This window comes from Microbacterium amylolyticum, from assembly GCF_011046975.1.
Classification (GTDB): Bacteria; Actinomycetota; Actinomycetes; order Actinomycetales; family Microbacteriaceae; genus Microbacterium; species Microbacterium amylolyticum.
The window spans coordinates 2043182-2057643 of the sequence record NZ_CP049253.1; the positions used below are offsets into that span (position 1 = coordinate 2043182).

Sequence of the window (14462 nt, forward strand, 5' to 3'; positions counted from 1 at the left end):
CAGGTTGGCGCGGACGTCGGGAGGTCGATCATTCGCGCGAAGCCTTACGGCAGGTCCGAGCCCATCCCGGTCGGGCTCTCGATGATGTTGCCGACGATGCCGCGGATGATGTTCTCGCCCGTTTCCGTGCGTAGGCCCGCGTACCAGGCCTGTGTGACCTCGGGCTCGAAAGCGTGCGTCTCGTGTGAGCGCCGGCGTCCGCGCTCGACCAGATCACCGGCACGCTCGGCGCGCGCCCGCTCATACCGCAGCAGGGTGTCTTCGGGGCTCACGGTCGTCGTGGCGAACAACAGGCCGAGAACAAAGGAGTCTTCGAGAGCAGAGCAGGCACCCTGGCCCACATCGGGGGCGGTGTTGTGGGCGGCGTCACCGAGAATGGCCACGCGCCCGCGCACCCAGGTGTCGATCGGATCGAGATCCCAGATCTCCACGCGGTTCAGCGACTGCTCGGGGTCGATCGACGCGAGAAGAGACTGCACGCCCGGGGCCCAGCCCGCGAAGGCCTTTTCGAGGGGAGCGATGCCATCCGCGCGATCGTAATCCTCACCCGAAGGGCCGGGAACGTCGACGAAGAAGTAGAACCGGTTACCGGCAACGGGCATCGCCGAGACGCGCTTGCCATCGGCGACGTAGGTTGTCCACTGATCCGCCGGGCCGAACGCTTCGTTCACCGGGACGAGGCCGTTGTAGTTGACGTATCCCCGGTAGGTGCGCTCCCGGCGCTCGCCCAGCACATAGTCACGGGTGATCGACTTGGCGCCATCGGCGCCGATCACGATGTCGGCCGTGGCCGTTTCGCCGTCGTCGAATGTCACGGTGGCGCCGGAGGAGTCCTGGTCGATACGTACCATCTTTCGCCCCAGATGGATGCGATCCATCCCGAACGTGTCGATCAGTAGCTGCTGCAGGTCGGCGCGAGCAACGGGGTACGGGCGCTGGCCCGTTTTCTCCGTCACGGGCGAGAGGCTGAACTGCGTCATCGTCTCGCCCGTATGGCCGTCGTAGTAGGCCATGCGGTCCATGAGGCCACCCAGCCGGGCCACCTCATCCGCCAGCCCCAGCCAGTTCAGCACCTTCACGCCGTTCGACCACAGCGAGAGCGCGGCACCGACCGGCTTGTTCTCATGAATACGGTCGTAGATCGTCACGTCGTGTCCGAGGCGCTGAAGAGCGATTCCTGCGCTGGTTCCGCCGACGCCGGCCCCGATGATGATGACCCGCATCTCAGCTTCCCCGATAGGTGGAGTACGCGAACGGGCTGAGCAGAATTGGGACGTGGTGGTGACGGTCGTCCGTCACCGTGAACGTCACAGTGACGAACGGGTAGAACGCGTCCGTGCCCTGTGCGGCGAAATAGGCACCCGTGTCGAAACGCAGCGAGTAGTCGCCGGCTGCCAGAACGTCCGGTCCGAGTCCGGCCCGCCCGTCATCATCGGTGGTCCCTGTGGCGATGGGGACGCCGTCGCTTGTTGTGAGCGTCAGAGCGATGCCCGGAGCGGGGACGCCGCGGGCGGCGTCGAGGACGTGAGTTGTCAGATGAGGCATGGGCGCTTTCAGGGGGCTTCGGGGGTGGTGTCATCGTCGATGGCGGCCTCGAGCCGCAACTGCGCGATTTGGGCAAGCTGGAACGCCGCTTCGCGCCATTCCGTTTCCGGGTCGTTGGACAGCCGGCGTTCGAGCTCTGTCAGGATCTGTTCCGGTGATCGACCGGCGGCGCGGATCAAGAAAACGCGCCCGAACTGTTCCTCGTAGCGGGCGGTTCCCCCGGCGATACGCCGCGCGATATCGGCGGCTGCCGTGGCCATGGCCGACTGCTCACGGCGGGAATGGTCGCCCTCCGCCCCTTCTCGGTCGACGCGATCGCCGATGCGCGGATGCTGGCTGAGCGCAGCGTCGAGATCCTGCTCCGTCCACTCTTTCGCGAGGCGCCCCGCCACGTCCTCCAGATGAGCGAGGTCCTCGAACGGACGGGCGGCGACGACATCGTCGACCCACGACGGCACATCGGCCCACACCCGCACGATCGCGCGGGCCTCGTCCTCGGGCAGCTGGTTCAGATCGGTGATGAGCACGCGGACAGCGTATCCCCGCGAGATTTCTGCCGCATTGCGAAGCGCCCGGTCGCGCGAAAGAACTCGGCCCGCCTCCGCGCCGCTCCCTGGATGAAACTGCAGCGGACGCACGGAAAACGGAGAGCTGTTTCTCGCCCTGCTCCGCGGCATCTTCGGCATCTTCTGGTACGGCGCGCAGACCTACTTTGCGTCGGTCGCGAGCCTTTTCGCGAACGACACTGTGACCGGGTGGTCGGCGGTTGCCGCATTCGTGGGCGTCGTCGGGTTGATGGTCGCCTATTTCTCGGCCGTGATCATCAACTACGGCGACTTCTCGCGGTTCTCGCGCAGTGAGAAGTCGATGCGGCTCGGTAACTTCCTCGGTCTGCCCGTGAGCCTGGCCTTCTTCAGTTTCCTCAGCCTGTTCATCACAGCGGGCGCCTACGACGTGTCGAACCTGGCACCGTCCAAGATCAGCTTCCGCCAGGGCGGCTACATCACGGCGCGAGTACCGTGGCATCGTGACATCCATGCTCCGCCACCCCGCGTCCATCGCCGCCCGCCGTACCTTCGTCGACGGTGTGTTCCGGCCCGCCACCATCCGCATCGCCGACGGGACGATCAGCGGCATCGGACGATTCACCGACCAGGCCGATGTCGTCGTTGACGACGCCCACGTTCTGATCCCCGGTCTCGTCGACAGCCACGTGCACTTCAACGAGCCTGGTCGCACGTCGTGGGAGGGATTCGCAACGGGAACGGCGGCGGCGGCGGCTGGCGGGGTCACCACCGTCGTCGATATGCCCCTCAACTCCCTGCCGGTGACAACCTCACCGGCAGCGCTCGCCGCGAAACGCGAAGCGGCGGCGGGGCAGCTGGCCACCGATCTCGCCTACTGGGGCGGGGCCGTGCCTGAGAACCTCGGGTCCCTGGGCGAGCTGCTCGACGCGGGTGTTGTCGGAGTGAAGGGCTTTATGGCTCCGAGTGGCATCGACGAGTTCGGGCACCTCAGCGGGGCGCAGATCGAGGCGGCGCTGTCCGAGCTGGCGCTCCGCGACGGCCTGTTCATCGCCCACGCCGAGTTCGAAGAGTTTCTCACCGAGGCAGCCGGACCAGTGTTCACCGACTTCGTCGCGTCGCGCCCGCCTGAGGCGGAAATCGCGGCGGTGCGCGTTGTCGTCGAAGCTGCCCGCCGTACGGGCGCACGGGCGCACATCGTGCACGTTTCCGCGGCCGGAGCTCTCGATCTCGTCCGCCAAGCTAAGGCGGACGGCGTTCGTCTGACGATCGAAACGTGCCCGCACTACCTCACGCTCGATGCGGACGCCGTTCCCGATGGCGAGGGCCGCTATAAGTGCTGTCCTCCCGTTCGAGGCCGCGCCAACCAGGACGCGCTGTGGGACGGTGTTCTGGACGGAACAATCGATGCGATCGTCAGCGACCACTCGCCCGCAACGGCCGATCTGAAGAACGTTTCCGATCTCGGCGTCGCGTGGGGCGGCATCTCCGGTGTGCAAACGGGCCTGGCATCCGTGTGGACCGAGGCGCGCCGCCGCGGCATCGACCTGGAACGCATTCTGCCGCTGTTCACGACGGGCCCGGCCGCCATCGTTCGTCTTTCCCGGGGCGAGATCGTGCGCGAGGCGCCGGCGCACCTGGCCGTTTTCGACCCGGATGCGGAGTACACGCTCGGCGCCGACGATCTGCACTACCGCAATCGCCTGTCTCCGTGGGTCGGTACCCCGCTACGCGGGGCCATCCGCGAAACGTATCTGCACGGCGAGCGCGTTTACACGCGCGATGAGGGCGTTCTCGCCCGTAGCGGCCGCGAGGTCTTCCCGCACGAGCAGGCGCAGCTCAGCGGCTACGTCGAGCTGGGAACGGGAATCGCCTCGTCCTAAGAACGTTCCGCCAGAGTTCGCGCGGCACGGGCGACGCGCTCCGCCAAACGCGGGGCATCCACGGTGACCAGCTCTTCGTCGACAACGATCGGGCGGCCGCCGACGAACAGCCGCGTGAGCGGGGGTAAAGATCCCAGCCCCAGCGCGGCAACCGGGTCGAGAATTCCGGCGTGTTCGATTCCGTCGATCTTCCACACGGCGATATCCGCGAGCTTGTGCGGTTCGAGCGAACCCAGCTCGGTGTCGCGGCCCAGAACGCGCGCACCGCCGATCGTTGCCAGACGCAGCCCGTCGCGCACGCTCATCGAATCGGCGCCCGTGCGCAGCCGGTTCATCAGAACAGCCTGGCGGATCTCAGAGCCCAGCCTCCCCGACTCGTTTGAGGCCGCTCCGTCGACGCCAAGGCCAACGGCAACTCCCGCGCGCAGCATATCGCGCACGGGAGCGATTCCGGCGGCGAGGCGCGCGTTCGACGATGGGCAGTGCGCGACTCCGGTTCCCGTTGCGGCGTATCGAGAGATCGCTGGCCGGTCCAGGTGCACGGCGTGCGCCATCCAGACGTCATCGCCGAGCCAGCCCAGATCCTCAAGAAACTGGGTCGGCGTTTTTCCGATCTTCTCTCGGCAGAAGACGTCCTCTTCGATCGTCTCGGAGGCGTGAGTGTGCAGGCGAACGCCGAGGGAACGGGCGAGCGCAGCCGCCTCACGCAGCAGCGTTTCCGTCACGGTGAAGGGTGAGCAGGGGGCGATCGCCACCCGCACCATCGCATCGAATGACGCATCGTGGAATCGTTGGACGGCGTCGGCCGAGGCCGCGAGCGCCGCGTCTGTCGTTTCCACGGCGAAGTCTGGCGGAAGGCCGCCCTGAGACTGGCCAAGATCCATGGAGCCGCGCGTGGCATGGAGTCTCACGCCGACCTCACGGGCGGCTTCGACGATCGCGCCGACAATATCGCCGCTTCCGGCGGGGAAGACATAGTGGTGATCGGCGACCGTGGAGCATCCGGATCGTGCCAAAACCGCCATCGCCCCCGCGGCTCCCTCACCCGTCAGATCGGCATCGATTCGTGACCACGGCGGGTACAGCGTTGTGAGCCAGTCGAACAAAATCGCGTCCTGTGCGAAGCCGCGCGTGAGCCATTGATACAGGTGGTGGTGGGTGTTCACAAGCCCCGGTGTCACGAGGCAGCCGCTCGCGTCGATCACCTCCGCGTCGATGCGCAGGTGTTCCGGAGCTGGCCCGGAGCCGACCGCGGCGATGCGTCCGTCAACCGTGAACACATATCCCGCCGCGTGTTCTGTGCCGCGGGCATCAACGGTCGCGATGTACCCGTTTTCGATCAGCGTGCGCGTCATGGCGCTCACGGTAGGCCAGGTACGTTTCCGCTCCGTGTCCTGCACAGATCGCGGACGCGGCGCGTTTCATGAAACGCGCGCGCAACGCATCGCGCCTACGCTGACGGAATGAGCACCAGCGGGCAGGCGGCGAACAACCGATTCGGCACGGGGCCGGCTCCGGCCTTTGCCGAGCTGCCGATTCTGCAACCCCATGTCTTTCCGGCCGGGCACGAGCTGCCCGAGGGCGCGGCGTATCTCTCGGCTGAGCCTGCCCATGTGCTGTGGGGGCGATTGCCCAGCCGCGCCGACGCACCTGTTCTCACAATCGCGTCGGGCGATCAGGTCGTCATCGACACCGTGAGCCACGAGGGGATTCTTCCCGATCAGGGGCAAGACCCCGCCCACTTCTTCGTCGATCACGGGGTGCCCCCGGGAGCTGTGCTCGATGACGCGATCGCGATCGCCGCGGGCAACCAGCGCGATCATGCAGCGGACGGACCTCACGTTGTCACGGGCCCCATTCGTGTGGAGGGCGCTCGTCCCGGTGATCTGTTGCGGATCACGGTGGATGCGCTCGCACCGCGGGTGCCGTACGGCGTGATCAGCAACCGCCACGGCAAGGGCGCGCTCCCCGCGCAACTCCCGCGCTCGGGCCAAACGGTCAGCGTCTTCACGCCCGTCGAGCAGCGTGCCGACGGCCTTGTCGGCGCCCTTCCGTGCACCGAGGGTGCGGAGCGTACGGTCACGTTTCCGCTGGCACCATTCCTCGGAACGATGGGCGTCGCCCCCGCATCGGATGATCGCCCGCACTCCGTTCCTCCGGCGGAGTACGGCGGCAACATCGACATCCGGCTGTTGACGGCGGGATCCCAGCTATTTCTGCCGGTGCAGGTGGACGGCGCGCTCGCGTACGTCGGCGATCCGCACTTCGCACAGGGCGACGGAGAAGTGGCGCTCACCGCTCTCGAGGCATCGCTGCGCGCAACGCTGACGTTTGATGTGATCAGCCAGGACGAGGCACGTCGCGAGTTCGGCGAGGTCACGGGCCCCCTCGTGCGCACATCCGAGTTTCTCGTTCCGACGGGGCTCGACCCGGATCTGAATGAGGCCATGCGCAAGGCGGTGCGCGCGGCGCTCGATCTCATCCAGGCGCGCTGGGGCATGGACGAGCACCTCGCCTACGCGTATCTGTCGGCCACGACCGACTTCGACATTTCCCAGGTGGTCGACATTACCTGCGGTGTTCACGCCCGGATTCGAGAGGCGGACTTCTCATGACAGATGCGATCCCCGGCGCCGCTGCTCTGCCCGACGATCTGCGGGAGGCGTTCTTCGCCTACGAGCGTGCCATTTTGGCGAACGACCTCGACCAGCTGGACCACTGGTTCCTCCGGTCTGATGCGACGCTGCGCGGCGACGACGCCGGTCTTCTCGTCGGGCACGACGTGATCAGCGCCTTTCGGGGCCTGCGCGGCGGTGTCGCCGAGCGGGTCATCGAGAAGATCGAGTTCCGGGAGATTACTGAGGACACCGCGTACATCGTGTCTGTTTCGCGCTTCCTCATCGGAGGCCGCGGTCTGCAGACTCAGCTGTGGCGGAAAACGGATGACGGCTGGCGGATCGCTGCCGCACATGTCTCCGGTCGCCCGCAGCCCCTGAACCGAACGATGTGGCGCACGGTGGGCGATCCGCTGTTCCAGGGAGCGTGGGACGGCCCCCTCGTCGGAACGTCCGTTGCGGTCAAGGACCTCTTTGCGATCAAGGGGTATCGCATCGGCGCGGGTAACCCCGCCTACGTTGATTCCGTCGCACCAGAGCCGCGCACGGCGGCCGCCGTGACCGACCTGCTGCGCGGCGGCGCCTCGCTCCGGGGTATCGCCAGAACCGACGAGTTCGCGTACTCGATCGCGGGCAACAACGCCCACTACGGAACGCCCCCGAACGGCGCCCTGCCGGGTGCGCTGCCCGGCGGCTCCTCCTCGGGTCCCGCGAGCGCCGTTGCGACGGGACAGGCAGACATTGGCCTGGCCACGGACACGGCGGGGTCGATTCGCGTGCCGTCCTCGTACCAGGGGCTGTGGGGGTTGCGCACGACGCACGGGCTCGTTCCGCGGGCGGGGCTGCTGCCATTGGCGCAATCGTTCGACACCGTCGGATGGATCACCCGTTCGGGGGAAGTTCTGCAAAAGGTCGCCGACTGGTGTCTGTCGTTCGACGGCTCCGGTTCCACCGAGCGCGTCTACGGCGCAAGCGGATCGGACCTGCCATGGAGCTTCCGCATCCCGGCCGAAATCCTTGAGGTCGTCGAGCCCGAAACGCGCGCCGCGTTTGAGCAGTTCCTCTCGCGCCTTGACGCCCCCGTCGAGACGGTGAACATCGGCTCCCTTGCCGGGTACCAGGAGCCGTTTCGGACCGTGCAGGCCGCTGAGGCCTGGCGGAACAACGGTGAGTGGATCCGCGAAAACCCCGGTGCCCTCGGGCCCGCCGTGGAGGAGCGCTTCCGCGACGCCGCGCGCATCACGGACGAACAGGAGCGCGAGGCCCGCGCTGCGCTCGCCCCGCTGAAGGAGATCATCGACGGTCTTCTCGGTGATGCCCAGTTGCTGATGCCAACGGTTCCTGGCCCCGCCCCCATGCGCACGTCCGACGGGCAGAAGGTGGACGCCGTGCGAACGGCGACGCTGCGGATGACCACCCCGGCGGCCGTTGCGGGAGCACCCGCCCTCTCGATTCCTCTTCTGACCGTGCCCTCACAGCTCGGTCCCGCTCCGGTCGGTGTCTGCGTCGTGTCGCGAGCGGAAACTGACATTGCGCTTGTTCGCCTGGGCCGCCGCATCTCAGACGCCGTCTCTTGAGCACGAAAGATCACCATGTCGCATATCGCTCCCATTGATCCGCCCGCCCGTCTGCTGATGGGCCCCGGTCCGATCTCCGCCTATCCGAGCGTCCTGCGCGCGATGTCGTCTCCGCTCGTGGGCCAGTACGACCCGTTTATGACCGCAGCGATGAGCGAAACGCAGGATCTGTACCGCCGCGTGTGGTCCACCCGAAACGAGCAGACGTTTCTCGTGGACGGCACGTCGCGGGCGGGAATCGAAGCGGCGATCACCTCGCTCGTCCGGCCGGGCGAGAGGGTGCTCGTTCCCGTTTTCGGCAGGTTTGGGCACCTGCTGGCCGAGATCGCCGAGCGGGCGATGGCCGAGGTGCATCGCATCGAGGTGGAGTGGGGTCAGGTTGTTCCCGCGTCAAAGATCGAAGAGGCGATCGTGCGCGTGAAGCCAACGCTTCTCGCACTGGTGCAGGGAGACACCTCGACGACGATGAACCAGCCGCTCGACGACATCGGCGAGATCTGCCGCCGGCATGGCGTTTTGTTCTACTCGGATGCAACCGCGTCGCTCGGCGGAAACGCATTCGAGGCTGATGCCTGGGGCCTCGACGCCGCAACGGCCGGACTGCAGAAGTGTCTGGGCGGCCCGAGCGGTTCCAGCCCCATCACGCTGTCGGAGCGGGCGACCGAGGTGATTCGCTCGCGCGGACGCGTTGAGGCCGGAATCCGCGAGGCCGGAGACACCAGCGCCGCCGATTTCGTGCGGTCGAACTACTTCGATCTCGGCATGATCATGGACTACTGGGGTCCGCGCCGCCTCAACCACCACACCGAGGCCACGAGCATGCTCTACGCCGCGCGCGAATGCGCATCGGTGCTGCTGACGGAGGGCCGGGAGAAGGTCATCGCGCGTCACGCGACAGCCGGAGCCGCGATGCTCGCCGGCGTCCGAGGCCTGGGACTGACGGTTTTCGGCGACGTGGCTCACAAAATGAACAACGTCGTCGCGGTCGAGATCCCGGATGGCGTTGCGGGAGATCCGGCTCGCCAGGCGATGCTGGACGACTTCGGTATCGAGATTGGCACCTCCTTCGGCCCGTTGCACGGCCGCGTCTGGCGCATCGGAACGATGGGATACAACGCCCGCAGGGATGCCGTGCTCACGACACTCGCGGCGCTCGAGCAGGTGCTGCGCCGATTCGGGGCATCCGTTCCCACCGGTGGCGGCGTTGACGCGGCGATCGATACTTTCCGCGAGGCAGCCGCATGACGGCGCCCTCCGCTCTGACCCGCCTCGGCTCGGTCACCCCCGACGTTTTCGCGCAGGCGGCGCGACGCGTGATGGCGCGCTGCGACGAGCTGGCGAGAGTGTCATCCGACGAGGGAGCGATCACACGCGTCTACCTCTCGCCGGAGCACGCGCGCGTCAACCGGCTCGTGGCCGAGTGGATGCGGGAAATCGGCCTCGTGACACGGCAGGACGCCGCGGGTAATCAGCTGGGCGTACTGCGGGCCGCATCACCCGATGCGCCGACACTGATGCTCGGCTCCCACCTCGACACCGTGATCGATGCGGGACGTTTCGACGGCATCCTCGGCGTTCTCATGGGCATCGAGGTGGCGCGCCTGCTGCGGGTTCCTGGAGGCGACGACGGCATCTGGATGAGTCCGTTTCCCTTCGGCCTCGAAATTGCGGCGTTCAGCGATGAAGAAGGAACCCGGTTCGGCAAGGCACTGCTCGGGTCATCGGCCGTCGCGGGGGAGTGGGACCCGTCCTGGTGGAACCTCACCGATGACGATGGCATCACACTGCGGGAGGCCTACCGGGAGTTCGGCCTCGACCCGGGCCGGGTGGCTGAGGCGGCGCGTACCAGCGAACAGCTCGTCGGGTATCTCGAGGCTCACATCGAACAGGGGCCGCAGCTCGATCGTCGCGGCGAATCCCTTGCCGCCGTGTCGTCCATCGCATCGGCACGTCGCTTCCAGCTGGTTGTCGAGGGTGAGGCTCGCCACGCGGGTGGAACGCCGTACGACATGCGGCGGGACGCGCTTCTCGGAGCAAGCGAGGCGGCCCTCGCAGTCGAGCGTGTCTGTGCGGGAGAACACCACATCATCGGAACCGTCGGCCAGCTCGAGGCGTTCCCTGGAGCTGTCAACGTCGTGCCGGGCGAGACACGCTTCAGCGTGGATCTGCGCGGCGAGTTTGATCACAGCCGTGACCAGGTGTGGGCGCAGATCAGCGCGGAACTCGACGAGATCATGGGCCGCCGCCATCTGCGTTGGCGTGCCCGAGAGGTGCACTCCGCTCCGGCGATGTTCTGCGATCCGCTCTTGCAGGATGTGGTGAGGGCCGGAATTGGAGCCACGCTGCCGGCGCGCGCAGCAGAGCCGGTGACGCTGTTCAGTCCCGCAGGTCACGACGGGATGACGATTGGATCGGTCACGCCCGTGGGAATGCTGTTCCTGCGCAATCCCGACGGGATCAGCCACCACCCCGACGAGGCCGTCACCGGATCCGACGTTGCCGTTGGCCTGCGTGCGTTCGCGCAAGCCGTCGCGCACCGCGGAGAAGAGCGGGGATAGTCACGAAACACCCGCGCAACGCGACACGAATGTTGGGGAAACCGAACAGGCATACCGTCAGCAGAGTCCTCACCCGTGAGCACCACCCTGCAGATGGAGAACAGCATGTCTCTCGCTTCCCGCCGCGCCCGCGCCGGCTTATCCGTCCTCGCCGTTTCGGCCCTCGCCCTCGCCGCCTGTGGCGCTGATGACGCCGGTTCCGGCGACACCTCGGCGGGCGACGGAAGCGCCGACTTCGGCGACATCACGCTCCAGCTGAGCTGGATCTTCAATGAGGAGTTCGCCGGCGAGTACATCGCCGACACCGAGGGCTACTTCACTGAGGCCGGTTTCTCTTCCGTGAACCTTGTGCCGGGGCCCTCCACGGGCGTCGCCGAACTGCTCGGCGGCACCGCCGATATCGCGCTGAGCGACTCCGTCGCCATCGGAACGGCGATCGCGAATCAGGACGCCCCGTTGACCATGATCGGAGCGACCTTCCAGGCGAACCCCTTCACAATTTTGTCCCTGGCAGATGGCGGCGATATCGCCACCGCGGCAGACCTCGTCGGTAAGCGCATCGGCGTTCAGGACTCCAACACGTCGCTGTTCAACGCGCTGATGGCGGCCAACGGCATCGATCCGTCTGACGTCGAGATCGTTCCCGTGCAGTATGACCCCGCCCCGCTCGTCAACGGCGAGGTCGACGGATTCGTCGCGTACATCACGAACGAGGCCATCACCTTGGACCTGATGGGGCTCGACACGACCAACCTCCCCTTCGCAGACAACGGACTGCCGTTCGTGGCAGAAACAGTGTCGGTCACGCGCGAGACCCTCGAAAACGAACGCGACATGCTGAAGGCCTTCCTCGTGGCCGAGATTCGTGGTTGGACAGAAGCCGTTGCGGATGCGCAGCGCGGCGCCGATCTCGCGCTCGAGGTGTACGGAATCGACCTCGATCTCGACCCCGAGAAGACACTTCTGGGCTCAGAAGCGCAGAACATCCTCGTCACCTCGGCTGAAACGGAGGAGAACGGCCTGTTCACGGTGAGCGAAGAGCTACAGACCATGACCATCGAGAGTCTCGCCGGAGCCGGCATCGAGGTGACGGCGGAAGAGCTGTTCGACATGAGTCTCCTTGCCGAGGTCTACGACGAGAACCCCGAGCTCGTCGACTACCAGGGCTGATCGTTCCTGCGGCCGGTGGACACACCACCGGCCGCAGAAACAACACATGACACTCGCACCCCTTCCGAGGAGCATCTCGTGACCGATACGACATCCCCCGCCGACACCGTGGCGGCAACGGGATTGCAGATCACCGGCCTGAACAAGGTCTTCCGGGTAGGACGCTCGAACGTCGTCGCCCTTCAGGACGCCAATCTGCACACCGAACAGGGAACATTCCTGTCACTTCTCGGCCCATCGGGATGCGGAAAATCAACGATTCTGCGCATCCTCGCCGGACTCGAGAATCCCTCGAGCGGCACCACACGGGTCGACGGAAAAAGCCCGCGCGAGCTGCGCCGAGAAAACGCGCTGGGCATCGCGTTTCAGGACGCGGCGCTGCTGCCATGGCGCAGCGTGCAGTCCAATATCCAGCTCCCGTTCGAAGTGGCGGGCGCCTCGGTCGATCGCGCGTACGTGCGAGAGATGATCGACCTGGTCGGCCTGACCGGCTTCGAAAAGGCGAAGCCGGCCCAGCTCTCGGGCGGAATGCGCCAGCGGGTGTCGATCGCCCGCTCCCTCATCATGAAGCCGGAGGTTCTTCTCTTCGACGAACCCTTTGGTGCCCTGGACGATATGACCCGGCAGCGCCTGAATATGGAGCTGCTGCGGATCTGGACCGAGAAACCCGCAACAACGCTCCTCGTCACACACGGCATCGCCGAGGCAATCTTCCTGAGCGACAAGGTGGCCGTGATGAGCCCGCGCCCTGGTCGCATTAAGGCCGTGATGGACATCGACCTGCCCCGTCCGCGCACACCGGACCTCATGCGAACGCCCGAGTTTCACGCGTACGTCGATGAGGCGTCCGAGTTGCTCTTCGGGGGCGAGGGCGACCATGAGCACTGACACCGCCGCGCGCCGTATCGACTGGGAGGACGTGCGGCTTCCCTCCTGGGTGATCGGCGGGGCCGGAATCGTCGGGGTGATCGCCCTGTGGTGGATCCTCGCAGAGACCGTCTTCGCCAACGTCGGGGCCGGCGTGCGCGCCATCCCGACGCCCCCGCAGGTCATCGAGGGCTTTGTCCAGTCCGGCTGGGACTTCTACGCCCGCAACTTCAGCGTCACTCTCGCAGAGGCGGGAATCGGATATCTATGGGGGAACGGACTGGCACTGTTGTTCGCGGCCCTCGTGTTGATCGCTCCGAGGCTCGAGGGCGTCGTGATGCAGCTGGCGATCATCACCTACTGCATTCCGATCGTCGCCGTCGGAATCCTTCTGGTCGTCATCGTTCCCGTTCCTGGAGCAGGGGAGCCGGCCGGAAACGCCATCTTCCTCGCGGCGCTGTCGGTGTTTTTCACCACCGTCGTCGGCGCCCTTCTGGGGCTCAAAGCCGCTGATCGGTCGGCCCTCGACCTCGTCACCGTCTACGGAGGAACCCGCTTCACACAGCTGCGCAAAGTGCGCGTTGTTGCGGCCCTTCCCGCCATTCTCAACGCCCTCCAAATCGCCGTTCCTGCCGCATTTCTCGGAGCCGTTCTTGGCGAGTTCCTCGGCCGCGTCAGCACGGGCGTCGGGCCCGCGATGATCGCGGCGCAGCAGGGCCTCGACTCGCCGCGCGTGTGGGGCCTGGCATTGGTGTCCGGGCTCGTCGCGCTCGCGGGATTCGGCGTTCTCGGCCTGATCGCCCGCGTGATCGCCCCCTGGTCGAAGGGAGTATCGGCATGACGGCCCTGCAGACGACAACGTCTCCTCCCACGGCGGAACCGTCGTCCGACATTCGCCGTGAGGCACGACGCGCCACGATTCGCGCCCTCGGAACCAGCCTGTCCACGTTCGGGCTGACCATCGCCGCCGTTATCGTGCTTTGGCAGGGGCTGCTGTGGGTCTTCGGGATCTCCGCCTACGTGGGCAAGGGGCCGCTGGACGTGTGGGCGTTCCTCGTCACGGACGACGCCGCTGCCGAGAACCGCGCGCGCATGTTCGGCGAACTGTTCGTCACGCTCGGCGACGCCGCGATCGGCTTCGCGGCGGGGCTGTTCGTTGCTCTGCTCGTCGCGCTCGCCTTCCAGCTGAGCAAGGGGATCGAACACGCCCTGATGCCCCTCGCCATGCTGTTGCGCTCCGTTCCCCTCGTCGCGATGGCTCCCGTGATCATCCTCATCTTCGGACGCACCCCTGCAACGGTGGCGGTGATGGGCGGAATCGTCGTTCTCTTCCCGGCGCTGGTGAACATCGTCTTCGGTCTGCGGCAGGCATCGCCGCAGATGAACGACCTCATCGCGGTCTACGGTGGATCGGCATGGACAGCTCTGCGCAAGGTTGCCCTGCCGAGTTCCCTCCCGTCGCTCCTCGCCGCCGTGCGCATTTCGGTGCCCGGCGCGATCACGGGGGCGCTCCTCGCCGAATGGCTGGCTGTCGGCGGCGGTGTCGGCGGCGCAGTCGGTGGCTATAGCGCCTCGGCGCAATTCACGGCCCTGTGGACCTCGGTGGTTCTGGTCACCATCGCCGCCCTCGTTCTCTACAACCTTGTCGCCATTATCGAGTCGGTCGTGCTGGCACGCATGGGCATGGCCGATAGGGCATAACACCCGCCCCGAAAGGAACACC

General features: G+C 66.6%; 14 protein-coding genes. 10 read left to right on the forward strand and 4 right to left on the reverse strand.

Annotation, left to right across the window (positions count from 1 at the left end):
* Positions 1–44: 44 nt before the first annotated feature.
* From hpxO to uraD, 3 genes are read right to left on the reverse strand one after another with little or no spacing between them, the layout of a single operon-like run.
* Positions 45–1223 carry an FAD-dependent urate hydroxylase HpxO gene (hpxO, locus tag G6N81_RS09900; protein WP_165136282.1) on the reverse strand — a complete coding sequence of 393 codons (1179 nt, stop codon included), beginning with the start codon at positions 1221–1223 and terminating at the stop codon, positions 45–47.
* A gap of 1 nt (position 1224) precedes the next feature.
* Positions 1225–1545, reverse strand: coding sequence for a hydroxyisourate hydrolase (gene uraH / locus G6N81_RS09905; protein ID WP_165136285.1), 321 nt, complete (start codon positions 1543–1545; stop codon positions 1225–1227).
* Between the two features lie 8 nt (positions 1546–1553).
* Entirely contained in the window at positions 1554–2072 is a 519-nt protein-coding gene (uraD, locus tag G6N81_RS09910) for a 2-oxo-4-hydroxy-4-carboxy-5-ureidoimidazoline decarboxylase (RefSeq protein WP_241244947.1), read from the reverse strand.
* Positions 2073–2292: 220 nt separating this feature from the next.
* Between uraD and G6N81_RS12795 the strand changes: the two genes are divergently transcribed.
* A complete protein-coding gene (locus G6N81_RS12795; RefSeq protein ID WP_338143996.1) occupies positions 2293–2718 on the forward strand; it encodes a cytosine permease in 426 nt (141 codons plus the stop codon).
* On the forward strand, positions 2633–3952 hold the full coding sequence (gene allB, locus G6N81_RS09920; protein ID WP_241245144.1) for an allantoinase AllB: 1320 nt from the start codon (positions 2633–2635) through the stop codon (positions 3950–3952). Before G6N81_RS12795 ends, allB begins: the two co-directional genes overlap by 86 nt.
* Here the strand turns inward: allB and G6N81_RS09925 are convergent.
* Positions 3949–5307 (reverse strand): 8-oxoguanine deaminase, encoded by a 1359-nt coding sequence (locus tag G6N81_RS09925; protein WP_165136291.1) that lies wholly within the window; start codon positions 5305–5307, stop codon positions 3949–3951. The two genes, allB and G6N81_RS09925, sit on opposite strands and share 4 nt — an antisense overlap.
* A gap of 108 nt (positions 5308–5415) precedes the next feature.
* Here G6N81_RS09925 and G6N81_RS09930 point away from each other — a divergent pair, with 108 nt between their 5' ends.
* The 8 genes from G6N81_RS09930 to G6N81_RS09965 all read left to right on the forward strand — a co-directional run bounded on the left by G6N81_RS09930 (position 5416) and on the right by G6N81_RS09965 (position 14440).
* Positions 5416–6567, forward strand: a complete 1152-nt coding sequence (locus G6N81_RS09930) for an acetamidase/formamidase family protein (protein WP_165136294.1) — start codon at positions 5416–5418, stop codon at positions 6565–6567.
* Positions 6564–8144 carry an AtzH-like domain-containing protein gene (locus G6N81_RS09935; protein WP_165136297.1) on the forward strand — a complete coding sequence of 527 codons (1581 nt, stop codon included), beginning with the start codon at positions 6564–6566 and terminating at the stop codon, positions 8142–8144. Before G6N81_RS09930 ends, G6N81_RS09935 begins: the two co-directional genes overlap by 4 nt.
* A 15-nt stretch (positions 8145–8159) precedes the next feature.
* Positions 8160–9389: a pyridoxal-phosphate-dependent aminotransferase family protein gene (locus G6N81_RS09940; RefSeq protein ID WP_165136300.1), complete on the forward strand. Its 1230-nt coding sequence runs from the start codon at positions 8160–8162 to the stop codon at positions 9387–9389.
* Positions 9386–10702: an allantoate amidohydrolase gene (locus G6N81_RS09945; protein WP_165136303.1), complete on the forward strand. Its 1317-nt coding sequence runs from the start codon at positions 9386–9388 to the stop codon at positions 10700–10702. The genes G6N81_RS09940 and G6N81_RS09945 overlap by 4 nt, the downstream gene beginning before the upstream one ends.
* A 105-nt stretch (positions 10703–10807) precedes the next feature.
* Positions 10808–11872 (forward strand): ABC transporter substrate-binding protein, encoded by a 1065-nt coding sequence (locus G6N81_RS09950; RefSeq protein WP_165136306.1) that lies wholly within the window; start codon positions 10808–10810, stop codon positions 11870–11872.
* Positions 11873–11950: 78 nt separating this feature from the next.
* Positions 11951–12760, forward strand: a complete 810-nt coding sequence (locus G6N81_RS09955; protein WP_165136309.1) for an ABC transporter ATP-binding protein — start codon at positions 11951–11953, stop codon at positions 12758–12760.
* Positions 12750–13580, forward strand: coding sequence for an ABC transporter permease (locus G6N81_RS09960; protein WP_165136312.1), 831 nt, complete (start codon positions 12750–12752; stop codon positions 13578–13580). Before G6N81_RS09955 ends, G6N81_RS09960 begins: the two co-directional genes overlap by 11 nt.
* Positions 13577–14440, forward strand: coding sequence for an ABC transporter permease (locus G6N81_RS09965; protein WP_165136315.1), 864 nt, complete (start codon positions 13577–13579; stop codon positions 14438–14440). The genes G6N81_RS09960 and G6N81_RS09965 overlap by 4 nt, the downstream gene beginning before the upstream one ends.
* Positions 14441–14462: the final 22 nt, after the last annotated feature.

Excerpts from the sequence above, each read along its gene's own strand:
- hpxO (WP_165136282.1), bottom strand. The coding sequence starts at position 1,223 with ATGCGGGTCATCATCATCGGGGCCGGCGTCGGCGGAACCAGCGCAGGA.
- uraH (WP_165136285.1), bottom strand. The coding sequence starts at position 1,545 with ATGCCTCATCTGACAACTCACGTCCTCGACGCCGCCCGCGGCGTCCCC.
- G6N81_RS09925 (WP_165136291.1), bottom strand. The coding sequence starts at position 5,307 with ATGACGCGCACGCTGATCGAAAACGGGTACATCGCGACCGTTGATGCC.
- G6N81_RS09930 (WP_165136294.1), top strand. The coding sequence starts at position 5,416 with ATGAGCACCAGCGGGCAGGCGGCGAACAACCGATTCGGCACGGGGCCG.
- G6N81_RS09935 (WP_165136297.1), top strand. The coding sequence starts at position 6,564 with ATGACAGATGCGATCCCCGGCGCCGCTGCTCTGCCCGACGATCTGCGG.
- G6N81_RS09940 (WP_165136300.1), top strand. The coding sequence starts at position 8,160 with ATGTCGCATATCGCTCCCATTGATCCGCCCGCCCGTCTGCTGATGGGC.
- G6N81_RS09945 (WP_165136303.1), top strand. The coding sequence starts at position 9,386 with ATGACGGCGCCCTCCGCTCTGACCCGCCTCGGCTCGGTCACCCCCGAC.
- G6N81_RS09950 (WP_165136306.1), top strand. The coding sequence starts at position 10,808 with ATGTCTCTCGCTTCCCGCCGCGCCCGCGCCGGCTTATCCGTCCTCGCC.
- G6N81_RS09960 (WP_165136312.1), top strand. The coding sequence starts at position 12,750 with ATGAGCACTGACACCGCCGCGCGCCGTATCGACTGGGAGGACGTGCGG.
- G6N81_RS09965 (WP_165136315.1), top strand. The coding sequence starts at position 13,577 with ATGACGGCCCTGCAGACGACAACGTCTCCTCCCACGGCGGAACCGTCG.